Raw genomic sequence first — 26,638 nt, forward strand, 5'->3', positions numbered from 1 at the left:
CCTGCTCCAGGAATGATTTGGGATCTGATGCCTTGTCGGATGCGACACGGTTGTACACCTGGCATCGATCTCTTATTTTTGGCTGAACTTCCGCCGACCATAAACCAGCCAGGTCAGCAGCACACAGATGATGTAAAAGATTAAAAACACTTTCATCGCGCCCACTGGCGATCCGGTCATATTCAGCGACATGCCAAATGCTTGTGGAATAAAGAAGCCGCCCACCGCGCCGATGGCCGAAATAAAGCCCAGCGCCGCCGCCGTTTCAGTGATTGCTTCTCGCTGGGCCTGTTCATCGCTGCCGCCTTTCATCTTGACGCGATAAACCGTTATCTGGCGAAAGATGACAGCGATCATCTGGAAAGTAGAACCACTTCCCAAACCAGCGGTAAGGAATAACCCCATAAACACAGCGTAAAATGCGATGAAATTGCCGGAACCCGTGCCAGGTAGGGTAAGGAACAGCAGGGCGCTGAAAATCGCCATAAAAATGAAGTTGATCAACGTCACCCGCACGCCGCCGAATTTATCGGAAATAGCACCACCCACCGACCGCGCGATGGCACCGATAAACGGGCCAAAGAACGCCAGGCGCAGAATATTCACATCCGGGAACTGTGTTTTTGCCAGCATGGCAAATCCGGCGGAAAAACCGATAAACGAGCCAAAGGTAGCGAGATAGAGCAGACTCAGCAGCCACAGATGCAACCGTTGCAAAACGGGCAACTGGTCAGCAATTGACGCACGTGAACTGGCAATATCATTCATCCCTGACCAGGCGGCGATAGTGGCAATCGCCAGTAGCGGTACCCAAATCCATGCGGCGTTCGCCAGCGACATCACCGAACCATCGGCCTGCGGTACGCCATTGACGCCAAGAAAAGCAAATACCGGTACAAAAATCACCAGCGGCGCAACCAGTTGCATCACGCTGACGCCTAAATTCCCCAACCCGCCATTAATCCCTAATGCACTGCCTTGTTTGGCTTTCGGGAAGAAAAAACTGATATTTCCCATACTCGAAGCAAAGTTCGCGCCAGCAAAACCACAGAGCAAAGCAATAACAATAAATATCCCAAAAGGGGTATTCGGATTTTGCACAGCAATACCGAGCCAGACGCAAGGAATAATCAGAATCGCGGTACTAAAAACTGTCCAACGGCGTCCGCCGAATATAGGCACCATAAAGGAGTAGGGAACACGCAATAATGCACCGGAAACGGAAGGTAAGGCGGTTAATAAAAAAAGCTGATCAGTAGTGAAATTAAAGCCGATTTTATTGAGATTAACGGCAACTGCGCTAAATAACATCCAGACACAGAAGGCAAGGAGTAAACAACTTACTGATATCCAGAGGTTTCTTCGGGCAATGTGTTTTCCTTTATTTTCCCAGAATGCCGGATTTTCTGGCTTCCAGTCGCGTAAAAGGTAACGATTATTTTTCTCATTTTGTAGTGCCATATTCTTCCTCACATGCACACATTGTTAATGAAAAAAAGACAAGGCAGGACATTGGACGCAATGGTCCGTTATTAGAATTAAGAGTAAATAGAGTGAAGTGCTGATTGAAAGAATAGATAACAAAGCGAATCTGCGGGGGGAGAAAGCTGATTATCTGAATGGATATGTGTTACTGAATGTAACAGTGATGCATCATATTTTTTACTTATTTTTAAACTAACATACGGCAAACGTATTTGTTGCCGTATGAATCGTGGCTTTATTGTCGTAGCCTTTGCTTATCGTTGACGCGTTGCCAGCCAGCAGAGCAGGGAACCGCCGCAGACCATCAATGCGCCTTGCCAGAAAGAGAACGATAGCGGAGCACTAAGCAGTACCGCAGCAAGCGCCGACGAAAGCACGGGCGTAAAATACGAACCTACCGCCATAATGGTGACATTGCCATGTAAAATGCCGACGTTCCACGCCGCGTAAGCAAATCCTAAAGTAAATGCCGCTGAGATAAGTTTTATAATGACGGGCGTGCTAAATACCATCTCCGGTTGCGGCGTTAAAAAATAGTAAACCCACAAACTTGCTCCCGTCAGCAGGACGAAAACGGTAATACCGTTAAATCCACGGGCATATTTATTGGTGACCGTGCAATAAGCTGCCCAGATAAAAGCACCAATAAAAGCCAGGCAATAACTCAACGGGCTGGTAGTGATATTGTTGATAATTTCATCCGGCTTGAGGCCATTTTCACCCCCTAATACCCAGCAGACGCCACCAAGGGCTAATAATAACCCTGGTACAATCAGCCAGTTGGTTTTCTGGCCATTAAACAGAATGGCAAAAAGTATCGTCAGACTGGGCCATAAATAGTTCACCATGCCCACTTCAATTGCCTGATGGCGGGTTGCTGCATACCCTAAGGAAAGTGCCAGACAGATTTCATAGCTGACGAATAAGAAACTCCCCGCAAGTAAATAACCTTTCGGGATCTGCCGAATGCGCGGAAAGCCAACCGTGAAAATTAACAGCAGCCCGCTTAATGAATAGATAGCAGCTGCGCCACCGACCGGGCCGAGCCCCTCACTGACGCCGCGAATCAATCCTACCATCGTGCTCCACAGGACGATCGCTATTAGCCCTATGAGCGTTGCTTTTTGTCGTGTCATGCTCGCTGTTTAGTCTCTCTTGCCGTTAAAAATTAAGCTGAAATTTATAGCATTTTTTTAACCAGGCTGTCAGGCAGTGGTGTGTTTTTCTACCGCCATTGAGGTAGGTCAATTTGCGCAGGCGGATTATTTTGTGGCAAACAGGTGTTCTTTTTGATTTCGCGCAAAAAGATTCAGAATTTTACTGTTAGTTTCCTCGCGCAGTAATACCCCTGAAAAAAGAGGAAAGCAATGGACGTCAGTCGCAGACAATTTTTTAAAATCTGCGCGGGCGGTATGGCGGGAACAACAGTAGCAGCATTGGGCTTTGCCCCGAAGCAAGCACTGGCTCAGGCGCGAAACTACAAATTATTACGCGCTAAAGAGATCCGTAACACCTGCACATACTGTTCCGTAGGTTGCGGGCTATTGATGTATAGCCTGGGTGATGGCGCGAAAAACGCCAGAGAAGCGATTTATCACATTGAAGGTGACCCGGATCATCCGGTAAGCCGTGGTGCGCTGTGCCCGAAAGGGGCCGGTTTGCTGGATTACGTCAACAGCGAAAACCGTCTGCGCTACCCGGAATATCGTGCGCCAGGTTCTGACAAATGGCAGCGCATTAGCTGGGATGAAGCATTCTCCCGTATTGCGAAGCTGATGAAAGCTGACCGTGACGCTAACTTTATTGAAAAGAACGAGCAGGGCGTAACGGTAAACCGTTGGCTTTCTACCGGTATGCTGTGTGCCTCCGGTGCCAGCAACGAAACCGGGATGCTGACCCAGAAATTTGCCCGCTCCCTCGGGATGCTGGCGGTAGACAACCAGGCGCGCGTCTGACACGGACCAACGGTAGCAAGTCTTGCTCCAACATTTGGTCGCGGTGCGATGACCAACCACTGGGTGGATATCAAAAACGCTAACGTCGTAATGGTGATGGGCGGTAACGCTGCTGAAGCACATCCCGTCGGTTTCCGCTGGGCGATGGAAGCGAAAAACAACAACGATGCAACCTTGATCGTTGTCGATCCCCGTTTTACGCGTACCGCTTCTGTAGCGGATATTTACGCACCTATTCGTTCCGGTACGGACATTACGTTCCTGTCTGGCGTTTTGCGCTACCTGATCGAAAATAACAAAATCAACGCCGAATACGTTAAGCATTACACCAACGCCAGCCTGCTGGTGCGTGATGATTTTGCTTTCGAAGATGGCCTGTTCAGCGGCTATGACGCTGAAAAACGCCAATACGATAAGTCGTCCTGGAACTATCAGTTCGATGAAAACGGCTATGCGAAACGCGATGAAACACTGACTCATCCGCGCTGTGTGTGGAACCTGCTGAAAGAGCACGTTTCCCGCTACACGCCGGACGTTGTTGAAAACATCTGCGGTACGCCAAAAGCCGACTTCCTGAAAGTGTGTGAAGTGCTGGCCTCCACCAGCGCGCCGGATCGCACAACCACCTTCCTGTACGCGCTGGGCTGGACGCAGCATACCGTGGGTGCGCAGAACATCCGTACCATGGCGATGATCCAGTTGCTGCTCGGTAACATGGGTATGGCCGGTGGCGGCGTGAACGCACTGCGTGGTCACTCCAACATTCAGGGCCTGACCGACTTAGGCCTGCTCTCTACCAGCCTGCCGGGTTATCTGACGCTGCCGTCAGAAAAACAGGTTGATTTGCAGTCGTATCTGGAAGCGAACACGCCGAAAGCGACGCTGGCCGATCAGGTGAACTACTGGAGCAACTATCCGAAGTTCTTCGTTAGCCTGATGAAATCTTTCTACGGCGATGCCGCGCAGAAAGAGAATAACTGGGGCTACGACTGGCTGCCGAAGTGGGATCAGACCTACGACGTCATCAAGTATTTCAACATGATGGACGAAGGCAAAGTCACCGGTTATTTCTGCCAGGGCTTTAACCCGGTTGCGTCCTTCCCGGACAAAAACAAAGTGGTTAGCTGCCTGAGCAAGCTGAAGTACATGGTGGTTATCGATCCGCTGGTGACTGAAACCTCTACCTTCTGGCAGAACCACGGCGAGTCGAACGATGTCGATCCGGCGTCTATTCAGACTGAAGTATTCCGTCTGCCTTCGACCTGCTTTGCTGAAGAAGATGGTTCTATCGCTAACTCCGGTCGCTGGTTGCAGTGGCACTGGAAAGGTCAGGACGCACCGGGCGAAGCGCGTAACGACGGCGAAATTCTGGCGGGCATCTACCATCATCTGCGCGAGCTGTACAAAGCCGAAGGTGGTAAAGGCGTAGAACCGCTGATGAAGATGAGCTGGAACTACAAGCAGCCGCACGAGCCGCAGTCTGACGAAGTGGCAAAAGAGAACAACGGCTATGCGCTGGAAGATCTCTATGACGCTAATGGGGTGCTGATTGCGAAGAAAGGTCAGTTGCTGAGTAGCTTTGCGCATCTGCGTGATGACGGTACGACCGCATCTTCTTGCTGGATCTATACCGGTAGCTGGACAGAGCAGGGCAACCAGATGGCTAACCGCGATAACTCCGACCCGTCCGGACTGGGGAATACGCTGGGATGGGCCTGGGCGTGGCCGCTCAACCGTCGCGTACTCTACAACCGTGCTTCGGCGGATATCAACGGTAAACCGTGGGATCCGAAACGGATGCTGATCCAGTGGAACGGCAGCAAGTGGACGGGTAACGATATTCCGGACTTCGGCAATGCCGCACCGGGTACGCCAACCGGGCCGTTTATCATGCAGCCGGAAGGGATGGGACGTCTGTTTGCCATTAACAAAATGGCGGAAGGCCCGTTCCCGGAACACTACGAGCCAATTGAAACGCCGCTGGGTACTAACCCGCTGCATCCGAACGTGGTGTCTAACCCGGTCGTTCGTCTGTATGAACAAGACGCGCTGCGGATGGGTAAAAAAGAGCAGTTCCCGTACGTGGGTACGACCTATCGTCTGACCGAGCACTTCCACACCTGGACCAAGCACGCATTGCTCAACGCAATTGCTCAGCCGGAACAGTTTGTGGAAATCAGCGAAACGCTGGCGGCGGCGAAAGGCATTGCCAATGGCGATCGTGTCACTGTCTCCAGCAAGCGTGGTTTTATCCGCGCGGTGGCTGTGGTAACGCGCCGTCTGAAACCGCTGAATGTAAACGGTCAGCAGGTTGAAACGGTGGGTATTCCAATCCACTGGGGCTTTGAGGGTGTCGCGCGTAAAGGTTATATCGCTAACACTCTGACGCCGAATGTCGGTGATGCAAACTCGCAAACGCCGGAATATAAAGCGTTCTTAGTAAACATCGAGAAGGCGTAAGGGGGCGAACAGATGGCTATGGAAACGCAGGACATTATCAAAAGGTCCGCAACTAACTCCATCACGCCGCCTTCGCAGGTGCGTGATTACAAAGCAGAAGTCGCGAAACTTATCGACGTTTCTACCTGTATCGGCTGTAAAGCCTGTCAGGTGGCGTGTTCGGAGTGGAACGACATCCGTGATGAAGTGGGGCACTGCGTCGGGGTTTACGATAACCCCGCCGATCTGAGCGCCAAGTCCTGGACGGTGATGCGCTTTAGCGAAACCGAACAGAACGGCAAGCTGGAGTGGCTGATCCGTAAAGACGGCTGTATGCACTGTGAAGATCCGGGCTGCCTGAAGGCGTGCCCGTCTGCTGGTGCAATCATTCAGTACGCTAACGGGATTGTCGATTTCCAGTCGGAAAACTGCATCGGCTGTGGTTACTGCATTGCCGGGTGTCCGTTTAATATTCCGCGCCTCAACAAAGAGGATAACCGGGTATATAAATGCACACTCTGCGTCGATCGCGTCAGCGTCGGCCAGGAACCAGCTTGTGTGAAAACCTGTCCGACCGGGGCTATCCACTTTGGCACCAAGAAGGAGATGCTGGAGCTGGCGGAACAGCGCGTGGCGAAACTGAAAGCGCGTGGTTACGAACATGCTGGCGTCTACAACCCGGAAGGTGTCGGTGGTACGCACGTCATGTACGTGCTGCATCACGCCGATCAGCCGGAGCTGTATCACGGTCTGCCGAAAGAACCGAAGATCGACACCTCGGTAAACCTGTGGAAAGGCGCGTTGAAACCGCTGGCAGCGGCTGGCTTTATCGCCACTTTTGCTGGGTTGATTTTCCACTACATCGGTATTGGCCCGAATAAGGAAGTGGACGATGACGAGGAGGAGCATCATGAGTAAGTCGAAAATGATTGTGCGCACCAAGTTTATTGATCGCGCCTGTCACTGGACCGTGGTGATTTGCTTCTTCCTGGTGGCGCTGTCCGGGATTTCGTTCTTCTTCCCGACGCTGCAATGGCTGACACAAACCTTCGGTACGCCGCAGATGGGGCGCATTTTGCACCCGTTCTTCGGCATTGCGATTTTCGTCGCGCTGATGTTTATGTTCTTCCGCTTTGTGCATCACAACATCCCGGATAAGAAAGATATTCCGTGGCTGTTGAACATTGTTGAAGTATTGAAAGGCAATGAGCACAAAGTGGCGGATGTTGGTAAGTACAACGCCGGACAGAAGATGATGTTCTGGTCGATCATGAGCATGATTTTTGTGCTGCTGGTGACCGGGGTGATTATCTGGCGTCCGTACTTTGCGCAGTACTTCCCGATGCAGGTTGTTCGCTACAGCCTGCTGATCCACGCGGCTGCGGGTATCATCCTGATCCACGCCATCCTGATCCATATGTATATGGCATTCTGGGTGAAAGGGTCGATTAAAGGGATGATCGAAGGGAAGGTGAGCCGTCGCTGGGCGAAGAAACACCATCCGCGCTGGTATCGTGAAATCGAGAAGGCAGAAGCGAAAAAAGAGAGTGAAGAAGGGATATAATCTCTTTTGAACTTTAAGCTGAAAATGGCGCTGTAAAAGGCGCCATTTTTTTATCTGACATGGAGGTTATTATGCGTAAACGCCCTGCAGCAAGATTATTTGTTCTCAGCGCCGATAATCGGGTGCTGTTATTTCGTTTTCAGCATACTGATGATGCCCTTACCGGAAGACAATACTGGGCTACGCCTGGTGGTGGGTTGGAACATAACGAGTCTTTCGAAGAGGCTGCGTTAAGGGAGTTGCAGGAAGAAACAGGCATTTCCCGCCAGTCAGCCGGACCACAAATAGCCAGCCAAAGATTCACCATGATGTTACCGAGCGGAGAAAGCGTTATCGCCGATGAGCGTTTCTTTATGATCCGCGTAGCGCAAAAAGAGACTGAATTTTCTGGCTGGAGTCATCATGAAAAGCTCGTTATAGGCGATCACCGCTGGTGGTCACTGGAGGAATTGCGCCAGACAAAAGATACTGTATTTCCGCTGGAGTTGCTTGTCGATTTCCTTTCGAAACAGGTGTCGCAGAGAAATCCAGCGGTCGGAAATGAGTAAATATTTACTGCGCAGCCAGACGGCGCAGTCGCGACACATCGACCGTTTTTTCTGCCTCTGCCAGACTCCAGGCGTTTTGCAGATTCAGCCACATTTGCGGCGAACTGCCGATCACCACGGAAAGTTTAATTGCCATTTCTGGCGTCAAAGCTGCTTTTCCGGTCAGCAATCGGCTTGCCGTTGAGGGCGCAATTTCCATTGCTCTGGCAAACTCGCGCAGGCTGACATTAAGTTCGTCCAGTGATTCCTGAATAATGTCCCCCGGGCGGGGATGATTGGCCATTTTCATCAGTGTCTTTACTCTCAGTAGTGTTCCTTCACTGGGAACACTATCATTATTGTTCCTTCCTACGCAACAATAATCCATTTAGCCATTTCATGTTGGAGAGTGTGCGATGCTGCGACCCGAACATGGCAGTCGCAGCAAAGGCCTCTTAGCGGCGGAAATCAATCACCATACGGCCACGGATTTTGCCTTCTTCCATCTCGGTAAAGATGGTGTTGATGTCCGCTAACGGACGCAGGGCGACTTTCGGCACCACTTTGCCTTCGGCGGCAAACTGGAAGGCTTCGGTTAGATCCTGGCGCGTGCCGACCAGCGAACCGACCACTTCAATGCCATCCAGCACAAGGCGTGGGATATCCAGGCTCATAGACTCCGGCGGCAGACCGACAGCCACAACACGACCGCCTGCTCGTACAGCATCAACCGCCGAGTTAAACGCAGCTTTAGCCACCGCTGTCACCACAGCGGCGTGAGCGCCACCGGTTTTTTCCTGCACAATTTTGGCGGCGTCTTCAGTGCGTGAGTTAATCGCTAAATCAGCGCCCATTTCGGTTGCCAGTTTTAACTGCTCATCATTGACATCAATGGCGATCACTTTGGCGTTAAAGACATTCTTCGCGTATTGCAGGGCGAGGTTACCCAGACCGCCAAGACCGTAGATAGCAATCCACTGCCCTGGACGAATTTTTGACAGCTTAACGGCTTTGTAGGTGGTGACCCCCGCACAGGTAATGCTGCTGGCCGCCGCCGAGTCCAGACCATCTGGCACTTTTACCGCGTAATCGGCGACCACGATGCACTCTTCCGCCATCCCGCCATCAACGCTGTATCCGGCATTTTTAACTGAACGGCAGAGGGTTTCGTTACCACTATTACAGTATTCGCAATGACCGCATCCTTCGTAAAACCACGCCACGCTGGCACGATCGCCTGGTTTTAATGAGGTGACACCTGGGCCAACTTCTGCCACCACACCAATACCTTCATGACCCAAAATCACACCGGTCTTATCACCAAAATCGCCATTCTTAACATGAAGATCGGTATGACATACACCACAACACTCCATTTTCAGCAGGGCTTCGCCATGTTTCAGTGAGCGCAGTGTTTTATCCGTAACGTCAACATGATGATCCTTCGTAACAACCGCAGCCTTCATAGTTCCTCCTTTTCGGATGATGTTCTGCATAGCAGGTGAGGCAAATGAGATTTATTCGCCACTACCCAGTATGGATGAGATCTAAAAAAGGGAGAGAAAAATTGCCCGGTAGCCTTCACTACCGGGCTCAGGCTTAGATGGAGGTACGGCGGTAGTCGCGGTATTCGGCTTGCCAGAAATTATCGTCAATGGCTTGTTGCAAAGCTTCGGCAGACGTTTTCACCGCCACGCCTTGCTGCTGCGCCATTTTGCCAACCGCAAACGCAATTGCGCGGGAGACTTTCTGAATATCTTTCAGTTCCGGTAGTACCAGACCTTCGCCGTTCAGCACCAGCGGCGAATACTGAGCAAGCGTTTCACTTGCCGACATCAGCATCTCATCGGTGATACGTGACGCGCCGGAAGCAATAACGCCCAGCCCGATGCCCGGGAAAATAAAGGCGTTGTTACACTGGGCGATAGGGTAGATTTTATCTTTCCATACCACTGGGTTAAACGGACTGCCAGTGGCGACCAGCGCGTTACCTTCGGTCCAGGCGATAATGTCCTGCGGTGTGGCTTCCACGCGTGAGGTCGGGTTAGACAGCGGCATCACGATCGGACGCGGACAGTGTTTGTGCATCTCACGGATGATTTCTTCGGTGAAAAGCCCGGCCTGTCCGGAGACACCAATCAGAATATCCGGTTTGACATTGCGCACCACATCCAGCAGTGACAGCACATCGCTGTCGGTATCCCAGTCACTGAGGTTTTCGCGCTTCTGCACCAGTTTGGTCTGGAAAGGCAGCAAGTTCGGCATCTTGTCGGTCAGCAGGCCAAAGCGATCGACCATAAAGACTTTCTGCCGCGCCGCTTCCTCGCTTAATCCTTCGCGCTGGGTCTGGGCGATGATCATTTCGGCAATGCCGCATCCCGCTGAACCTGCACCGAGGAAGACGATTTTTTTCTCGCTTAACTGACCGCCTGCCGCGCGACTGGCTGCGATCAGTGTGCCTACCGTTACCGCCGCGGTTCCCTGAATATCATCATTAAAGGAACAAATTTCATTGCGATAGCGGTTAAGCAGTGGCATCGCATTTTTTTGCGCGAAGTCTTCAAACTGTAACAGCACGTCCGGCCAGCGTTGTTTCACAGCCTGGATAAATTCGTCAACAAATTCATAGTATTCGTCGTCTGTAATACGCGGGTTACGCCAGCCCATATACAGCGGATCGTTAAGCAGTTGCTGGTTATTAGTGCCGACATCCAGCACCACCGGCAGCGTATACGCCGGGCTGATACCGCCACAGGCGGTATAGAGCGACAGTTTACCAATTGGAATGCCCATCCCGCCGATGCCCTGGTCACCAAGCCCCAGAATACGTTCGCCGTCGGTCACCACAATCACTTTGATATTATGGTTCGGCACGTTTTGCAGAATATCGTCCATATTGTGGCGGTTCTGGTAAGAGATAAATACGCCGCGTGAACGACGGTAGATCTCAGAAAAACGCTCACAGGCTGCGCCGACGGTTGGGGTATAAATAACAGGCATCATCTCATCAAGATGATTGTTTACCAGACGGTAGAAGAGGGTTTCGTTGGTGTCCTGGATATTACGTAGGTAGATGTGCTTGTCGATTTCGGTTTTGAATCCCTGGTACTGGATCCACGCACGTTCCGCTTGTTCTTCGATGGTTTCGACCACTTCCGGCAGTAACCCCAGCAGGTTGAAGTTACGGCGTTCTTCCATGCTGAAGGCGCTGCCTTTATTCAACAACGGAAATTCCAGCAGTACAGGGCCAGCGTAAGGAATATAAAGCGAACGCTGTTTTTTTGTTTTTGGTTCCATGTCACTCACTCTTTTTTGAATATCCATCCCTGGGGTGCTTTTATCTTCTTTGCTTTACCGCCAGGGCGTCGGCCCCAAGTATAAAGCAGATAAAAACAAAAACACCATTGCGCAGGCAATGGTGTTTAATCGTCATTGAGGACTGATGGTTATGAATTACTTTTCAGCGGGGCGTTTTCTGCCGGTTGGGGTATTTACTACGCTGGATTTGTCACCTTCGGTAACTATTTTGCGCTGGTTAGAAATTTTATGATCCAGTCCAAGAATATGACGTGCCTGACGGTTCGATTTCATTTGTACTCCTCAATCCTGTAGCTAGTTTTAAGGACAACATCGCCGTAGCGAAGAAACACGCGCTAAACCCCTAAATTAGGTTGCCGATCAAGCATAGCAGCTTAAAGCGCAGGGTGCTGGCCACTGATCACATAATTTATCGTTTGCTGGTAGATGTCACTGAGGATGTCGTTATCAGAGGCTTCGACCCATTTGGTCAACTCCATGAGAATGTCATCTTCAGTGACAACACCGTGCTCTGCCCGAAGGCCTTGCTCAATGGCATTAACCAGAGCGGGTTCTGCTGTTGAATTTTCTGCCTGATAATAAGTAAACATAGTGATTCTCCGTGTCTGTGTATTTATGGTGTCTGCTACGGATCGCAGATTTATAAAGCACATTCAGCATGACAAATATTTACCGCTTCGTTGTTAAGATTAGTCCTGATTGATGATTTTTATATTTTAACTGCATGATATTGATGGGGATTGTTATTGTAATGAGTTGATTTATATTGAGGTAATATCTCTTGGGTTATATATTTCCGGTTATCTATTGTGGGCGTTTAATTTAAGTGAAGGAGAAATATTTTCGCCTGATTTTATTCGGAATATCCTGCTTATCCTCGTGCTGATTCTCACGTAGTCTATAATTTCCTTTTTAAGCCCACAGGAGAGCAAGAATGACAATCCATAAGAAAGGTCAGGCACACTGGGAAGGCGATATTAAACGCGGGAAGGGGACAGTATCCACCGAGAGCGGCGTGCTGAACCAACAGCCGTATGGGTTTAACACGCGTTTTGAAGGCGAAAAAGGAACTAACCCTGAAGAACTGATTGGCGCAGCGCATGCCGCATGTTTCTCAATGGCGCTTTCGCTGATGCTGGGGGAAGCGGGATTCACGCCAACATCGATTGATACCACCGCCGATGTGTCGCTGGATAAAGTGGATGCTGGTTTTGCGATTACTAAAATCGCACTGAAGAGCGAAGTTGCCGTGCCGGGTATTGATGCGTCCACTTTTGACGGCATTATCCAGAAAGCAAAAGCAGGATGCCCGGTTTCACAGGTACTGAAAGCGGAAATTACGTTGGATTATCAGTTGAAATCATAAAGCGTTGCCGGATGACGCGTCAGGCGCGTGATTGCCTGATGCGTTGTTAGCATCTCTACAGCGCCCGCCAGCACCTGATCTCACGTCCGTCAGCCCGCGTCGTTAATGATTGCTGGACTTCACATCCACTGGTTGCCAGAGGGCAGCGTTCGCGGAAAAAACAGCCCTGTGGCAGCGTGCGGTTTCCTGGTAGTTCTGTTTTACGCAATGCCCATTCTTCCTCCAGCGGCTTATCAATGGCGGGGAGGGAATCCAGCAATAATCGGGTGTACGGATGTGCCGGAGTAGAGAGCACCTGCTGAGCGTCGCCCAGTTCCACAATCTGCCCGAGATACATCACCGCCACCCGATCGCTCATATGACGAATCACTGAGACATTGTGTGAAATCAGCACATAGGTCAGCCCGCGATTTTCCTGTAGCGCTACCAGCAAATTGAGGATCTGCGCCTGCACGGAGATATCCAGCGCCGAGGTGGGTTCATCAAGCACCATCACATCCGGTTGCGAAGAGAGTGCTCTGGCAATGGCGATGCGTTGTCGCTGCCCGCCGGAGAACGCATGAGGCAGGCGGTCGAGATACTCCGGTCGAATCCCCACCTGTACAGCCAGCTCCTCTGCCAGTGCCCGCCGCTGTAGCTCACTACCGCGGTTTGCAATCCATACCGGTTCCGTGATGATGCGCCACACCGGTAAGCGAGGATTGAGAGAAGAGAGCGGGTCCTGAAATACCATCTGCATTTTGCGCTGTGATCCTGAACGAGTGCACTGCCCGTGACTCGGTTGCAGCATACCCATCAGCAACTGCGCAAGGGTACTTTTGCCACAGCCGGATTCTCCGACGATCCCTAAGGTTTCACCACGGCGGATCTGCAAGTCTATGCCATTAATGGCATGAACAAACTCGGTAGTTCTGCCAAGCCAGTTTTTGCGGGCAGGGAAATCGATATGGACGTCGCGTAACGTTAATAACGTGTCAGACACTGATGACCTCCTGCTGCGGATACCAACAGGCGCAGCGGTGGTTGTTGTCACCACACGCTGTCAGCGCCGGGACGTTTTCACACATTGCTCCTGCCGCATAGCAACGATCGCGAAAAGCACAGCCGTCAGGCAAACGGGTGAGATTTGGCACTGTCCCTGGGATGGCGGGTAAGGGCTGACGCGGTATTCCATGTTCCGGTGCGCATTGCAGCAAACCAATGGCGTACGGATGCCGGGGAAGATGGATAACGTCTGCCGTCACGCCGCTTTCAATTACGCTTCCGGCATACATCACATAGACGCTATCGCACAGTTGCGACACCACGGCCATATCATGGCTAATGAACAGCACCGCAGTTCCGCTGGCGCGGGCTTTATGTTTAAGCAGGCGCAATACCTGCAACTGTACAGTGACGTCCAGCGCCGTGGTCGGTTCGTCGGCAATAATCAATTGCGGCTCGCAGGAGAATGCCAGCGCAATCATTACCCGCTGGCGCATACCACCTGAAAGTTCAAACGGATAGCGCGACATCACTTCTGCCGCATCCGGGATTTGCATCTCTTCCAGCAAAGCAATCGCTTTAGTTCTGGCTTCCCGACGACTTAATGGTTGATGATGACGGATCACGTCCATCATCTGAAGACCTATTCGACGTGTCGGATTGAGGGCGGTCATCGGTTCCTGAAAAATCATCGCTACCCGAGAACCACGCCACTGACGAAGCTGTTTTTCCCCAGCGTTAAGAACATCTTCTCCCAGCAGTAAAATCTGGCCTTGATGCACGCGATAACTGCCTACCGGCAGTAGTCGCATAATCAACATTGCGGTGACTGATTTACCTGAGCCGGATTCTCCCACCAGACCGACAATCTCCCCGCGGTTGATTTGCAATGACACATTGTTGAGCGCGTGAACGTCGCCGTTAAAACCGGGGAAACTCAGATGCAGTTGTTGAATATCCAGAACGGGTTGGGTCATGACTGCTTTCCTCCTGCTTTCGGGTCAAGCAGATCGCGAATACCATCGCCAAAGAGATTAAACCCGACGGCAGTAATCAAAATCGCTGCCCCCGGAAATGCACAATACCACCACTGATCGAGTACATAGTTGCGACCATTCGCCACCATCGCGCCCCATTCAGCACTCGGTTGTTGAGCACCCAGACCAATAAATCCCAACGTGGCGGCCATTAAAATCGCGCTACCAATATCCAGCGATGCCTGCACAATCAGCGGCGGCAGGGAGTTACGTAAAATATGCCAGTTGATCAGATGCCAGCGTGACGCGCCAAAGGTTTTCGCCGCCTGAACGTAAGTGTACTGGCGGACAACTAATGTTTGCCCCCGCGCCAGGCGTACATAAAACGGGATACGCACAATAGCAATCGCCAGCATGGCGTTAAACAAACTCGGCCCGAGAGCGGCAGCCAGCGCCATCGTCAGTACCAGCGAAGGAATCGACAGCATAATGTCCATAATGCGCATGATGATGGCGTCTGCGCGCCCGCCCAGTACGCCTGAAAGACAGCCGAGCAGCGAACCAATAATGCCAGCAATAGCGACCACCACTAATCCGGCGAGAACAGATTGCTGGCTACCGACCAGTACGCGGCTAAACAGATCGCGTCCCACTTCATCGGTGCCGAACCAGTGCGCCGCAGAAGGCGGCAAAAGGCGGGTAGTTAAATCAATGGCGTTGGGATCATGCGTCGCCAGCCATGGTGATAAAACCATCATCAGTAACACTAATACAATGATGACTGCGCCGGTCACGGTAAGCGGACTGCCTTTCAGCATCCATAACAGTTTTGCAAGGTTAAATCTCGTTCGTTTTTGCGGACGTACTACGGGTGTTTCCTCGCTTAGCATCATTCATCACCTCCGCGTCCGATACGCGGATCAATCCACAAATAGAGCAAATCCACCACCAGGTTCACCAGCACATAAGCAAACGAAACCACGACCGCAAAGCCCATCACTGCCGGGAAATCGAGCGCCTGTATTGATGTCACTACCCAGGCGCCCATTCCGGGCCAGGCAAAAACGGTTTCGGTGAGCACGGCGCCATACAGCAAATCACCCAGCGCCAGCCCCAAAACGGTAATCGAGGGGATCAACGCATTGGGTAGCGCATAACATAAAACGATATACCAGCCGGGCAAGCCGCTGGCCCGGGCGGTACGAATGTAGTCTTCACTCAATTGTTCCAGCATCGCCGAGCGAATTTGTCGGGCGACAATTCCCAGGTGAACGAACGCCAGGGTTAACGCCGGTAAGATGAGATGTTGCAGCGCATTGAAGAAGACTTCACCGTTTCCTTCAAGCAGCGCATCGAGCAGATAAAAGCCGGTTACATGTGTTGGCGGATCCAGCCAGTCATCAAGCCTTCCGCCACCTGGAAGAATTTGCAGATGACCATAAAACAGCACAATGACGCCCAGCCCAAGCCAGAACGCAGGTGTGGAGATTCCGGTAATAGCCATTAGTCGCACCAGATGATCCAACCAGCGATTTCGCCAGACGGCAGAGAGTATGCCCAGCGGGATGCCAATCAGGAGTGCCAGCAGCAGGGCGCAAACTGCCAGTTCCAGCGTCGCCGGGAAAAATATCCGCAACTCTTCCAGCACCGGACGCCCGGTACGAATGGATGTTCCCAGGTCACCATGAAACAGATCGCTGACGTAGTGGTAAAACTGCACGTATAGCGGCTGGTCGAGCCCCAGTTGTTGGCGAATATTTTCCACGATAGCATCGCTGGCCCGGTCGCCTGCCAGCAACCGCGCCGGATCGCCGGGGATCAGGTGCGAGATAATAAACGTAATCACGCAGACGCCCGCCACCACGAGCACCAGCCCCCAGCAGCGTTGGCGTAAAATACTCCAGAAGGTCACGTTATTTACTCATGGTATTGATATTGAAGACCTGTTCCAGCATGGGATTAAACACGAAGCCTTTCACTTCTTTGTTCATCGCCAGTTGGTAGTTTTTCTGGAACAGATACACATAAGCAGCGTCATCAATGACGATTTTCTGTGCCTGCTGGTAGTCCCGGGTACGCTGCATCTGGTCGGTGGTCGCGAGTGCATTGCGCAGTAACTTATCGACCTCGCTGTTTTCATAGAACGAGCGGTTACCCGGCAGACCTTTTTTGTCTGACTCAAACCAGTAATTCATAAACATATACGGGTCGGCAAAATCCGGACTCCAGTTGCCAATCGCAATGTCGTAATCACCTTTACCCACTCTGTCGCGCATGGTGGCGTTTGCCAATTTTTCCAGCTTCACATTGATGCCCAGCTTGTTGAGACTGGATTGTGTCGCCAGGGCGATCGGTTCCCAGTTCGGGTCGTTATCGGAATAGAGAAACGTCAGGCTGGTGGGTTTGCTCGCTACTTTATCCCATTCGGCTTTGGCTTTCGTTTCGTCATGGCTATATTGCATTGCCGTCGCATCGTATCCCCACATGCCTTCGGGAATCGGGCCGCGCATTTGTTTCCCGTTACCACTAAGAATGCCGTTAACCATGCCCTGATAATCGGTAGACCAGGAAATGGCCCGACGCAGATCCGCCTGGTTAAGTGGCGCTTTGCTGTTATTCAGATACAGATAGGTGACGCGCAGTGACGGATATTCCGCCACGTTGACTTTATTTTCCAGCTTCAGTGCGTTGAGGTTGATCCACGGGCAGCGCATCGGCGATGTCAATATCGCCACGGGAGAGCTGCAGGCGGCGGGAGGCACTTTCACCAATAATTTTTACCGATACCCGTTTGAAGTTCGGTTTATTGCCGGGGTAATGCGGATTTGGCACCAGAACTAATTGCTGACCTTTTTGCCAGCTTTTCAGCATAAACGGTCCGGAACCGGCGGTGTTTTGCGCGAGGAAACCGCGGGCATCATCCGCAGCGTGTTCCTTCAAGACGGCCGGATTGATAATGGATGCACCGTCATTCGCCAGGGTGTACAGGAACGGTGCGAATGGTTGGCTAAGGGTAAACTTCACCGTATGTTCGTCAGGAGCGTCAATTTTTAAATCTTTGGGAAATGCTTCCGCTGGCCCCTGGCCGATTTTCAGCAACCGCTCAAAAGAGAGTTTTACAGCTTCGGCAGTGACCGGCGTGCCATCGGCAAATTTTGCGTTGTCCTTCAGGGTGAACGTCCACTCTTTTTGAGAGTCAGACGCTTTCCAGCTGCTTGCCAGATCGCCTTCAACGTCGGTTGAGCCTTTATCACCGTCCGTTTTGTACTGTATCAGTCGCTGATAAGATGGGTAGGTTACGGTCCAGTCGTTATTATCAATCGTCACCGCCGGGTCGAGGGTTTGTGGGTCGGCGGCCTTACCAATCACCAGCATATCTTTTGGTACGGCGGCGTGAGCAACCGGCAGTGTGGCGGCAAGGACGATTGCGATCAGTGTAGGGCGAAATGATATCGATCTTTTCATGACAGTTTCCTGATTAACTAGCGTGCTGTGTAGTAGGAGATGCAAAACAGGCGAACTGGTCAGCGAGCAGCGGGTAACTTGCAGCCTGCGGTAATTCGAAGTGCCACCATTCGCTGGAGATACCAATAAAGCCACCGCCAGTCATAATCGCATTCAGCAACAGGCGATTACGCTGGGCTGCGGGCGGTACGGAAGGGTGCCAGGCATGGGAGCGCTCGTGCATTTCATCGAATCCGGCCCCCATATCCAGAATGAAACCATGCTCATCACGAAGCGTCAGGTCAATTGCCGTGCCACGGCTGTGATTGGAGCCTACGGCCACATCAACGACATATTGCGGGTCAGGGCAGGCTTGCCACAACATTGCCTGTGCTTGTTGTGGGCGATACGCGTCGTAAATCACCAGTTGTAAGCCTGACAGTTGGGCGATACTGATGCTTTTCGCCAGCGCGGTAATCGCATCCTTGTGTAACAGGCAACGCGCTTGCTGATAAATCGGCTTGCCTGTGATGTTATCGCTACAGGCGTATTTCAAATCGATCTCCAGCTCAGGGAAGATAACGGCTAAATCAACCAGCTCGGTGGTATCCGACATAAACGGTTCCTGTATAAGACAAAAATTGCTGCGCTTTCCGCTTATGCAGATCTCATGCCATGCCGGGATAAGCGCCATAATGCTGGCTTAAAGTTATACTTTTTAACTTTTGATCAACATTTGTGCAGCGTAGTGCAGTTTTGGTGCAAGAGGGGGACTTAAAGGAGGAATCTCCAGGAATCGTAGCGGAAATCACAGTATTTAAGTGACAGTGTCACGTCAAATTAAACCCCGCGAGTGCGGGCGAGAGAAAATTGTCAGATTTTCAGCGGTAACACGCTGCTCATCCAGCCTGGAATTTCTTCGGCGGGCAGGGGGCGGGAAAAGAAATATCCCTGAATAACGCGACAGTGGATCTTGCGTAGCATCTCAAATTGTTCTTTGGTTTCGACGCCTTCCGCCACGACGGTTAAATTGAGGCTTTGCCCAATGCTGGTAATGGCTTCAAGTAAGGCTCGGATGCGTTTTTCGGTCAAACAACGATCGACAAAGCTTTTGTCAATTTTGATTTCCGTTACCGGAAGACTGACTAAACGGGATAAACCAGAAAAGCCAGTGCCGAAATCATCGACAGATAAACCTACGCCCATATCGCGCAGGATCTGTATGCGCTTAAAGATTTCGGTATCGTGTTCCATCATCATGCTTTCCGTGATTTCCACCGTCAGCTGGTGGCCGTCAATACCCCAGGCTTGCATTGCATCAGACACCTGATTGGGTAGCTGATTGCTGCGAAAGTGCAGCGCAGACAAGTTAACGGATAAAGCCGGGATATGAATATTCTGGCTACGCCATTCTGCTAGCTGGCGGCAGGCTTCAGCAATAACCCAGCGACCAATGTTTTCGATTTCACCAATCTCTTCAGCAAGGGGGATAAATCGTGAAGGAGGAACATGACCATGCTGTGGGTCATACCAGCGAGCGAGGGCTTCGATACCATACAGCTCACCGGTTTCCGCAAAGATCTGCGGCTGATAAACCAGTTTTAGTTTGTTGTTGCTGATAGCTTCTTTCAGCGCCGCACCGAGAATCAGACGCTCTTTCACCATTTCGTTCATTATCGGGCTAAAGAATTGCCAGCCGTTACCGCCGTTTTTGCGAATAAAATCCATCGCATTGTGGGCAGTCGAAAGCAGGTAGTCCCGGTTTTTACCAATGTCGTAACTGATACCAATGCTTAAAGTTAGCGGGAATGGTTTATCGTCAATCATGACCGGTTTATTGACGACGTTACGAAGTTCATCAGCTATTTGGGTAATGATACTGACGTCGTTTTCCGGGCTGATGAGGACAAACTGTGTACCTTCAATACGACAGAGATACTGGTCAGGTTTGACCTTTTCGCGAAAGCGATTGACCACTTCCAGCAATGCCTGATCGGCCCACGCATAGCCCAGACTGTCGATGACATCCTGAATATGGTCAATGCCAATAAGATACACCACCGGAGAGACGGCATTTTCTACCAGGCCATCGAGATAATTGTGCAGGTTATTGCGGTTTGGCAAACCGGTCATCGGATCAAACTGAATGAGCTGCTCGATATGCTGGCGACTTTTTTCCTGTTCCAGCGCCAGGGCGGCCATATGCTGGCTGATATCCGCCACTCGTTCGATAAACGCGCTGGTTACCGCCCCGGACGCTGTTTTGATTTTCAGAATCCCGGCAGGTGCGCCATCGCGCTGGCGAATGGTGACTGACCAGCTTTGCGCATTCTTTACTTCCGTCCCATGAGAGGACGACGCCCAATGCACCGGCATACCATTACGCAATGCATACAACGACACATGGGATTCATGAAGAATGGATTCAATATTCCGGCAGATGATTTCGCCCATTTCATGAAATGGCGGGCTGCTACACATCGCGGCGAGGATATTGCCTTCAAGCTCACGAATTTGTCGTTCTTCGGTGATATCGGAGAAGGTCATCACCAGGTTTTGCAGATTAGCCAGCACATCATAAACTGGGCTAATAGAGGCTTTAATCCAGATTTTTTCCCCCGTGCGCGTTAACAACAGAAATTCATCCTGATCACGTGCTGTTTTCCATAGCAGTTGCTGTAAGCGAATACGATTATCTGCCGGGTATTCAGGGATGTTAAGCAAAGTATCGGGCTGCATACCGCTGGCTTCGCTGATGCAGTAACCAAACATTTCAGTAAACGCGCGATTGCACTGCACGATATGGCGTTCCGGGTCCAGCACAATGACCGGGCGGTCGAGATGGTCAACGGCAATAATTAACTGCCGGGTCTGTTCTTTCTGTGCCATTTCTACGCTGGCATCACGTACCAGCGCCAGGTAATAAATTTTCCCTTCGGCAGTGACTTTGGATAGCGCGAAACGGGTCCAGATTTTACTGCCGTCTTTTTTCTCCAGCTGCAATTCCCGGCTCATACCTTCGACCCGCGCTTTACCGCCTTCGCGGTTATGGCGAATATATTCTGGATGCGCAGGGCGCAAATTATGGGGAATCAGCATATCAATGTTATTGCCTATCACCTCTTCGCGTTTAAACCCCCAGAGCTTCTCCGCCGCAGGATTAAAAAACATTACTTCGTCATTTTCGTTAATTAACACCGCGCCCATCATATTTTGCTCAAGGGCGGGAAAAAAAATGCCGTCGGCGGCATTTTCTGCATCGGTTAGCTTCATGATTACCTCTGCATCCGGGAGCATCTAAAGACTGGCTTTCCAGAGTTCAACACGGTTTCTACCTCGTCTTTTCGCGATATACAGAGCTTCATCGGCTATTTGAATTAAGCGTTCATAATCAGGATGCCCATTAAACATGGCAGCGCCAATGGACAAAGAAAGGGTTATGTCTTCGCCATTTGCGGCTTTCAGTTTGGTTTTTTCCACCCGGCTGCGGATCCGCTCTGCGGTACGCAAAGTGTCATTTTCTGAAGCTTCAGTCAGCACTATGATAAATTCATCGCCACCGTAGCGAAAAACATAGTCACTGCTACGTACGTTGTCGTAAAACGCCTGTGAGACTTTACGTAAAATCTCATCGCCTGTGTTATGTCCCCATGTATCGTTGATCTCTTTGAATTTATCTACATCGATGATCAGAACAGACAATGGTGTACCGGCCCGATTGGCATGGGCAATTTCACGTTTGAAGATAGTCGGCAAGAAACGGCGGTTAAGTAATTTCGTCAGTACATCCATACCTACTTCATGACGCGAGACTTCTTCAAAGAGTTCACGCAGTAAGGTGATAATTTGCGATACGGTATTTCGTATCTGTAATAAAAACTTCACGCGCAGACTTTTGTTACTCAAATTTTTGGCATTGAGCATTGCCTGATGAAAAATCCCGTCGAAATCCTGAATAAGGCGAGAGATATGACCAACTTCAGCAATGCCACTAAAATAATGGCGACCTTTATGGTTAAACCACAGGCCAAAATCAGCCTGACTTAACGGTAAGCTGCTGCCTAAATCAGAATCCAACAGGACTTTATAAATAATATCTATTTCCCATGAAAGTAATGAGGCTATTTGTCGTTCTTTTTCTTCTTCGGCGTTTTCCAGTAATGAGAAGATACGATAGTTCTCGTCTTCTTTAGCCGCGCTACTGTCGCTAAAGGTAAATGCTCTGGTCATCACTTCCATAGCTATGTCGATACTGTTAATCGAAAAGTGATAAACCTGAAGTTTTTCAGAAGGTGAATAATCAGAGGAAAATATTACCGGGTAGAGGATTTTTTTCAGCACGCGAAAACCCATCTCGACAATTTCTACCGGAATGCCAATACGAGCATGGACTTCGGCTACGGTATGTTGGATTTGTATAAGTCTTTCAACATCGTCCGTTTGCGCAGAGAGCACATTGATAATCCACGTTTCCATCGCACTTTTAAGTTGCCTTTCGACCTGTTCGTTACTCAAAAACTCTTCGGCATGCGGGTCAGTGCGTACAATTCGATAAAACTCAACACTTAAGTAATGAGCATGCGTTACGGCAATTTCTGCCGCTTTGTTACGAATGAGGGGGTCGACCTGGGCAACTAATCCGGTCCACTCATCTTTCATTCTTTTAAAATACATCTCCATAATTCATACCCTTATACGGCTGGAAAGGCAGACGGAATTGAAAAACGAAACGCAACTCGTTTGGACAGGTTTATGGCACCATATTCTCCTGAAATATGAAGATATACTGAAACGAAATAAGTGACTTATGACAGTTTTAATCTACGCTACTGGTCTTCTGAAGAGTATAGCCTATCGTAATTATTTTTCGGTGATGGTTAATATCGTATGGTTTTTCATATTCATACGTTTTTATCAGGGGAATTATAACAATTCGACTTAAGTTGATTTGATTATTAGTTGAGTGTGTTTTGTTGATGACAAGCCGGTGTTTAAAGCACCGGCAGTGTCACAAAGTAAGAAAGGGCGTTTAGCTTCCCCAACGGCTTTGCAGATAGCTAACTGCCTGTTGAGTTTGCGGTTTGTTCAGATAGTCTTCGCGGAACAAAATCGTGCCGCTAATTTCTGGCACGGCGTCGTTAAGATCGAGCTGCTTTTTCAGTTCTGGCACGCCGCCGTTAACCATCCAGTCTGGCTCTATCTTTGAAGGTTCGCCGACTTTATAGAAGGCGATACCAATATAAAGACGGGTTTTGGTTGGTTTGACGACATCTGCCCACCATTTTGCCAGTACGTCATAACGTGCTGCGCTACGCGAGAACGGCCAGTAAATTTGCGGGGCTATATAATCCAGTAAGCCTTGTTCGACCCAACGACGAGTGTCTGCGTAGGATTCATCATAAGCTGCGGCCCCGCGCGTATCAGAACCGAGCGGATCGTGTGAGCGATTGCGCCAGACGCCCGCAGGGCTTACACCAAATTCGACTTCCGGCTTAATACTTTTAATGGTGTGCGACACCTTAGCAATTAACTGCTGGGTATTGTTGCGCCGCCAGTCAGCTTTTGACGCAAATGCACCACCGTATTTGCGGTATGTCTCGTTATCGTTAAGCCGTGAATCCGGCGATTCAGTATAAAAATAGTCGTCAAACTGCACGCCATCTACCGGATAACGAGAAACCACTTCAGCAACTATCGATGTGATCCAGTCCTGAACTTCAGGGATCCCTGGGTCGAGAACAAAACGGTCACCTGACGTCCTGATCCAGTCGCGATGTTGAACATAGACACTGGCCGGTTGTTGAGACAGGGTGCTATTCAGTTCCCTGATAGTTCCGGGCTTCGTATTAACCGACACGCGGTAGGGATTAAACCAGGCATGTACTTTCATCCCACGCTTATGGGCTTCGTCGAGAATAAATTGCAGCGGATCGTAACCAGGATATTCACCAATTTTGCCGGTCATTAGATCAGACCATGGCAAAATCTTCGACGGCCAAAGGGCAGTGCCGTCGGGCTTCACCTGGAAAAAGACCGTGTTAATTCCAAGTCGTTGCAAGTTTTCCAGTTTGTCGATCATCGCCTGCTGTTGCACGCGAACCCGGCTGGTGGGGTTGCTGATGTTAACCGAGGAGACGGGAGGCCAGTCGAGGCGGGACACCGTGGCCAACCAGATGCCGCGCATAGGTTGCGACGATTGTTGTGTGGTCGCTGGTGGTTTTGAGCCTGCTGGTGGTGTCGTCATTGAATCTGGAGGCGTGCTTTTACAACTACACAGTAAAAGAGCCAGTGCAACCAGTGCCGCTGGCCTTTTAATCGCGGATTTCACAGTTCGGGAGCAGATATCCATATATGCTTATTTCCGGTAAACAGATGTGCGCTTATTCTCGTACTTATCTGGGGCAAGTCAATACGGCAATAAGTACGCAAAAGGGAGCGATTAATTTTCGCTCCCTTGTGTTATTACCACTCAGACACGGTTAGTGTTTCTTATCGTTCATCACAATATAGTGCGGTGAACGAACACGTGGATGCAGGAAGAAGTGACCTTTCGGCGCGTTCTGGCTGTTAATTGGCTCCAGTGTAACACCTGTATTCGCTTTGCCTTTACGGTCATGAATGGCATAGAGAATAAAGGGCAGGGCAAGAACCACCAGGAAACTAACGACCAGTAATTCGACATACATATCGGTAGAGTCACCCTGGATGTTATCCGGCGGCAGGAAGGAAACAATAAACGCCATAATTGAAGTCAGCAGACCGACAATAGCCACGACCAGTTTCACCCCTTTACCACCAGGGATATTAAATGTGCGTTTTAAGTCAGGATGTTTAAGAACCAACACAATGTAGCCAATAAACAACATGAAATAAGCACACAAATAAATCACCACCGTCAGCGCCAGTGCGATCAGGAAGGACATGTTGTTACCACCACCGGTGTTGGTGAGGATGATCAACGCGATAGAGGTAATCACCAGCTGGGAAATTACCAGAGTTACCGGCACACCATTTTTGTTCATTTTAGCGAACGCGGCGGGCAGTAGATTTTTCTGCGCGGTGACATACATCCCACGAGAAGGGCCAACAATCCATGAGGCGATTTCCGCCAGAACACCCAGCAGCAGCAGGGCAGAGATAACGCGAACCGTCCACTCAATTTCCGGTGCCACATGAGACATCAGCACGGTGAATGTTTGCATTACACCTGCGGAGAGGTTGATTTCATTACCCGGAATCACCATCGCAATGGACAAACCGCCTACTGAACTTAAGCAAATCGCTGCCACCATCAGTAGTAACATTGCCAGTGGATAGTCGCGCCCGGGGTTGCTCATTTCATTGACGTGGGTCGCGGAAGCTTCTACCCCCATATAACTCAAAATGAAGGCGACAAACACAACCAAAGTGCCAACTTTCGAGAAATCAGGGAAGAATGTTTTGGCATCCATTTCGATAGCAACCGGTGCTCCGGAGTGCAAATAAATCGCTGCTAATGCAATCAAAATAAATGCAGGCAGTAGAATACCCGCGAAGAAACCCACTTTCGCAATTCGCGCAGTATATTTAGTACCGCCAAACTGAGTTAATGCCAGCGCCCAAAGAATAATCAGCGCCGCGATAGTTTTCGTTACCGGCTCTTCATTCAGTGCTGGCCATTTCAGAATGTAGGACAGCGCCCCTAACACGAAATAGAGCATTGGAATAAAGCCAATAGCGATTTGCAGATAGCCAAATGAGATTGCAGCGAATCCCCATTTCGGCCCCAGGGTATTTGATACCCAGGCGAACACGCCACCTTCTTCCCAGCCGTCCACGGTAGCCATTTCCGCAGCACAAAGACCAACGGGAATAAACCATAAAATCCCGCCTAAGAGCAGGAAGAAGACCAATGAAAAGCCAGATGTTGCGAAGGTAGGGTATTCATAAACAGCCATTACCATCGACGCCGTGATGGCGAAGAACCCGAGTAATGTTAGCTGCTTAGCTTTACCTGTCTGTACGGATGTAGCCATATTATCCCCCTAAAACGGTTGTCCTGTGGAACCGCACCTGTTTTGCTCTGAAGTGCTTTCAGAACAATTTTTTCCGTTGCTAATGCCAGTGAACAGACTTCGGAAATTGTCCCGAAACGGGTTCGTTTCGGGACACCGTTACCGCTTAAACGTTATCAGGTATGTTTAAAGCTGTTCTGCTGGGCAATACCCTGCAGTTTCGGGTGATCGCTGAGGTATTTCAGGGAGGCTTTGTAGTCTTCCAGCAACAGTTCAGCAAAGTCCATTTCGAAGCCACGGCGGCACATAATGCGCATCACCACGATGTCAGTGGCTTCACCGCCGAGGGTAAATGCCGGAACCTGCCAGCCGCGCAGACGCAGACGTTCAGAGAGGTCATACAGGGTATATCCTGGATTTTCCCCGTCTTTCAGTTTGAAGCACACCGCCGGGATACCTTCATCCGGGCGACCCGTACAGATGAACTCATACGGCCCCAGTTTGGCGATTTCATCCGCCAGGTAAGCAGCAACCTGGTAAGAGGCGTTCTGTACTTTGGTATAACCTTCACGACCGAGGCGCAGG

22 protein-coding genes and 1 pseudogene are annotated in these 26,638 nt (G+C 50.4%); 5 read left to right on the forward strand and 18 right to left on the reverse strand.

Going from position 1 to position 26,638, the window contains the following annotated elements:
• Positions 1–72 precede the first annotated feature (72 nt).
• Positions 73–1,461 (reverse strand): nitrate/nitrite transporter NarU, encoded by a 1,389-nt coding sequence (gene narU, locus FEK46_RS17140; RefSeq protein ID WP_130210509.1) that lies wholly within the window; start codon positions 1,459–1,461, stop codon positions 73–75.
• A 278-nt stretch (positions 1,462–1,739) separates the two neighbouring features.
• Complete coding sequence (yddG, locus tag FEK46_RS17145) at positions 1,740–2,621, reverse strand: aromatic amino acid efflux DMT transporter YddG (protein WP_130210507.1); 882 nt, start codon at positions 2,619–2,621, stop codon at positions 1,740–1,742.
• Positions 2,622–2,852: 231 nt separating this feature from the next.
• Here yddG and fdnG point away from each other — a divergent pair, with 231 nt between their 5' ends.
• The 4 genes from fdnG to FEK46_RS17165 all read left to right on the forward strand — a co-directional run bounded on the left by fdnG (position 2,853) and on the right by FEK46_RS17165 (position 7,991).
• Complete coding sequence (gene fdnG, locus FEK46_RS17150) at positions 2,853–5,900, forward strand: formate dehydrogenase-N subunit alpha (protein WP_135559580.1); 3,048 nt, start codon at positions 2,853–2,855, stop codon at positions 5,898–5,900.
• 12 nt (positions 5,901–5,912) lie between these two features.
• Positions 5,913–6,797: a formate dehydrogenase N subunit beta gene (gene fdnH / locus FEK46_RS17155; RefSeq protein ID WP_135559579.1), complete on the forward strand. Its 885-nt coding sequence runs from the start codon at positions 5,913–5,915 to the stop codon at positions 6,795–6,797.
• A complete protein-coding gene (gene fdnI, locus FEK46_RS17160) occupies positions 6,790–7,443 on the forward strand; it encodes a formate dehydrogenase-N subunit gamma (protein WP_000045638.1) in 654 nt (217 codons plus the stop codon). The genes fdnH and fdnI overlap by 8 nt, the downstream gene beginning before the upstream one ends.
• 71 nt (positions 7,444–7,514) lie before the next feature.
• Positions 7,515–7,991, forward strand: coding sequence for an NUDIX domain-containing protein (locus FEK46_RS17165; protein ID WP_135406586.1), 477 nt, complete (start codon positions 7,515–7,517; stop codon positions 7,989–7,991).
• Positions 7,992–7,995: 4 nt separating this feature from the next.
• On the opposite strand, the gene FEK46_RS17170 is transcribed toward FEK46_RS17165, so the two are convergent.
• The 5 genes from FEK46_RS17170 to bdm all read right to left on the reverse strand — a co-directional run bounded on the left by FEK46_RS17170 (position 7,996) and on the right by bdm (position 11,878).
• A complete protein-coding gene (locus FEK46_RS17170; RefSeq protein WP_004975840.1) occupies positions 7,996–8,280 on the reverse strand; it encodes a HigA family addiction module antitoxin in 285 nt (94 codons plus the stop codon).
• 145 nt (positions 8,281–8,425) lie between these two features.
• Positions 8,426–9,436: an alcohol dehydrogenase AdhP gene (gene adhP, locus FEK46_RS17175; protein WP_000642407.1), complete on the reverse strand. Its 1,011-nt coding sequence runs from the start codon at positions 9,434–9,436 to the stop codon at positions 8,426–8,428.
• A 133-nt stretch (positions 9,437–9,569) separates the two neighbouring features.
• A complete protein-coding gene (maeA, locus tag FEK46_RS17180; protein ID WP_024166593.1) occupies positions 9,570–11,267 on the reverse strand; it encodes a malate dehydrogenase in 1,698 nt (565 codons plus the stop codon).
• 156 nt (positions 11,268–11,423) lie between these two features.
• Positions 11,424–11,561, reverse strand: a complete 138-nt coding sequence (sra, locus tag FEK46_RS17185; RefSeq protein ID WP_000841557.1) for a stationary-phase-induced ribosome-associated protein — start codon at positions 11,559–11,561, stop codon at positions 11,424–11,426.
• A 101-nt stretch (positions 11,562–11,662) separates the two neighbouring features.
• On the reverse strand, positions 11,663–11,878 hold the full coding sequence (gene bdm, locus FEK46_RS17190; protein WP_130261363.1) for a biofilm-dependent modulation protein: 216 nt from the start codon (positions 11,876–11,878) through the stop codon (positions 11,663–11,665).
• Between the two features lie 344 nt (positions 11,879–12,222).
• Here bdm and osmC point away from each other — a divergent pair, with 344 nt between their 5' ends.
• Positions 12,223–12,654: a peroxiredoxin OsmC gene (osmC, locus tag FEK46_RS17195; RefSeq protein WP_000152305.1), complete on the forward strand. Its 432-nt coding sequence runs from the start codon at positions 12,223–12,225 to the stop codon at positions 12,652–12,654.
• A gap of 55 nt (positions 12,655–12,709) precedes the next feature.
• Here the strand turns inward: osmC and FEK46_RS17200 are convergent, their stop codons facing one another.
• From FEK46_RS17200 to FEK46_RS17250, 11 genes and pseudogenes are all read right to left on the reverse strand, one after another.
• Complete coding sequence (locus FEK46_RS17200; RefSeq protein WP_131162617.1) at positions 12,710–13,636, reverse strand: ABC transporter ATP-binding protein; 927 nt, start codon at positions 13,634–13,636, stop codon at positions 12,710–12,712.
• Entirely contained in the window at positions 13,629–14,615 is a 987-nt protein-coding gene (locus FEK46_RS17205; protein ID WP_135559578.1) for an ABC transporter ATP-binding protein, read from the reverse strand. Before FEK46_RS17205 ends, FEK46_RS17200 begins: the two co-directional genes overlap by 8 nt.
• Positions 14,612–15,508, reverse strand: coding sequence for a D,D-dipeptide ABC transporter permease (ddpC, locus tag FEK46_RS17210; protein WP_130210485.1), 897 nt, complete (start codon positions 15,506–15,508; stop codon positions 14,612–14,614). Before ddpC ends, FEK46_RS17205 begins: the two co-directional genes overlap by 4 nt.
• Positions 15,505–16,527 carry an ABC transporter permease gene (locus FEK46_RS17215; RefSeq protein ID WP_131162619.1) on the reverse strand — a complete coding sequence of 341 codons (1,023 nt, stop codon included), beginning with the start codon at positions 16,525–16,527 and terminating at the stop codon, positions 15,505–15,507. Before FEK46_RS17215 ends, ddpC begins: the two co-directional genes overlap by 4 nt.
• A 1-nt stretch (position 16,528) precedes the next feature.
• Positions 16,529–18,080 (reverse strand): annotated as a pseudogene (locus FEK46_RS17220) (ABC transporter substrate-binding protein).
• Positions 18,081–18,093: 13 nt separating this feature from the next.
• Entirely contained in the window at positions 18,094–18,675 is a 582-nt protein-coding gene (ddpX, locus tag FEK46_RS17225; RefSeq protein ID WP_130210479.1) for a D-alanyl-D-alanine dipeptidase, read from the reverse strand.
• Between the two features lie 257 nt (positions 18,676–18,932).
• The gene (gene dosP, locus FEK46_RS17230; protein WP_138194709.1) at positions 18,933–21,332 is read right to left on the reverse strand and encodes an oxygen-sensing cyclic-di-GMP phosphodiesterase DosP; all 2,400 of its coding nucleotides are present in this window, start codon (positions 21,330–21,332) and stop codon (positions 18,933–18,935) included.
• Positions 21,333–21,356: 24 nt separating this feature from the next.
• Positions 21,357–22,739: a diguanylate cyclase DosC gene (dosC, locus tag FEK46_RS17235; RefSeq protein ID WP_130217557.1), complete on the reverse strand. Its 1,383-nt coding sequence runs from the start codon at positions 22,737–22,739 to the stop codon at positions 21,357–21,359.
• Between the two features lie 349 nt (positions 22,740–23,088).
• A complete protein-coding gene (locus FEK46_RS17240) occupies positions 23,089–24,408 on the reverse strand; it encodes a glycoside hydrolase family 10 protein (protein WP_135409973.1) in 1,320 nt (439 codons plus the stop codon).
• Between the two features lie 130 nt (positions 24,409–24,538).
• Positions 24,539–26,074, reverse strand: a complete 1,536-nt coding sequence (gene gadC / locus FEK46_RS17245; RefSeq protein WP_135559576.1) for an acid resistance gamma-aminobutyrate antiporter GadC — start codon at positions 26,072–26,074, stop codon at positions 24,539–24,541.
• A gap of 155 nt (positions 26,075–26,229) precedes the next feature.
• A partial coding sequence (locus FEK46_RS17250) for a pyridoxal-dependent decarboxylase (protein WP_240731127.1) occupies positions 26,230–26,638 on the reverse strand: 409 nt, incomplete at its 5' end.

Source organism: Escherichia sp. E4736 (assembly GCF_005781225.1).
In the GTDB taxonomy this organism is placed as follows: domain Bacteria; phylum Pseudomonadota; class Gammaproteobacteria; order Enterobacterales; family Enterobacteriaceae; genus Escherichia.

What these genes read in the sequence shown, in the direction of transcription:
- dosC (WP_130217557.1), bottom strand. Translation starts at nt 22,739, where the DNA reads ATGGAGATGTATTTTAAAAGAATGAAAGATGAGTGGACCGGATTAGTT.
- fdnH (WP_135559579.1), top strand. Translation starts at nt 5,913, where the DNA reads ATGGCTATGGAAACGCAGGACATTATCAAAAGGTCCGCAACTAACTCC.
- dosP (WP_138194709.1), bottom strand. Translation starts at nt 21,332, where the DNA reads ATGAAGCTAACCGATGCAGAAAATGCCGCCGACGGCATTTTTTTTCCC.
- sra (WP_000841557.1), bottom strand. Translation starts at nt 11,561, where the DNA reads ATGAAATCGAACCGTCAGGCACGTCATATTCTTGGACTGGATCATAAA.
- FEK46_RS17240 (WP_135409973.1), bottom strand. Translation starts at nt 24,408, where the DNA reads ATGGATATCTGCTCCCGAACTGTGAAATCCGCGATTAAAAGGCCAGCG.
- FEK46_RS17165 (WP_135406586.1), top strand. Translation starts at nt 7,515, where the DNA reads ATGCGTAAACGCCCTGCAGCAAGATTATTTGTTCTCAGCGCCGATAAT.
- maeA (WP_024166593.1), bottom strand. Translation starts at nt 11,267, where the DNA reads ATGGAACCAAAAACAAAAAAACAGCGTTCGCTTTATATTCCTTACGCT.
- adhP (WP_000642407.1), bottom strand. Translation starts at nt 9,436, where the DNA reads ATGAAGGCTGCGGTTGTTACGAAGGATCATCATGTTGACGTTACGGAT.
- bdm (WP_130261363.1), bottom strand. Translation starts at nt 11,878, where the DNA reads ATGTTTACTTATTATCAGGCAGAAAATTCAACAGCAGAACCCGCTCTG.
- osmC (WP_000152305.1), top strand. Translation starts at nt 12,223, where the DNA reads ATGACAATCCATAAGAAAGGTCAGGCACACTGGGAAGGCGATATTAAA.
- gadC (WP_135559576.1), bottom strand. Translation starts at nt 26,074, where the DNA reads ATGGCTACATCCGTACAGACAGGTAAAGCTAAGCAGCTAACATTACTC.
- ddpX (WP_130210479.1), bottom strand. Translation starts at nt 18,675, where the DNA reads ATGTCGGATACCACCGAGCTGGTTGATTTAGCCGTTATCTTCCCTGAG.
- fdnI (WP_000045638.1), top strand. Translation starts at nt 6,790, where the DNA reads ATGAGTAAGTCGAAAATGATTGTGCGCACCAAGTTTATTGATCGCGCC.
- FEK46_RS17170 (WP_004975840.1), bottom strand. Translation starts at nt 8,280, where the DNA reads ATGAAAATGGCCAATCATCCCCGCCCGGGGGACATTATTCAGGAATCA.
- yddG (WP_130210507.1), bottom strand. Translation starts at nt 2,621, where the DNA reads ATGACACGACAAAAAGCAACGCTCATAGGGCTAATAGCGATCGTCCTG.
- narU (WP_130210509.1), bottom strand. Translation starts at nt 1,461, where the DNA reads ATGGCACTACAAAATGAGAAAAATAATCGTTACCTTTTACGCGACTGG.
- FEK46_RS17205 (WP_135559578.1), bottom strand. Translation starts at nt 14,615, where the DNA reads ATGACCCAACCCGTTCTGGATATTCAACAACTGCATCTGAGTTTCCCC.
- ddpC (WP_130210485.1), bottom strand. Translation starts at nt 15,508, where the DNA reads ATGATGCTAAGCGAGGAAACACCCGTAGTACGTCCGCAAAAACGAACG.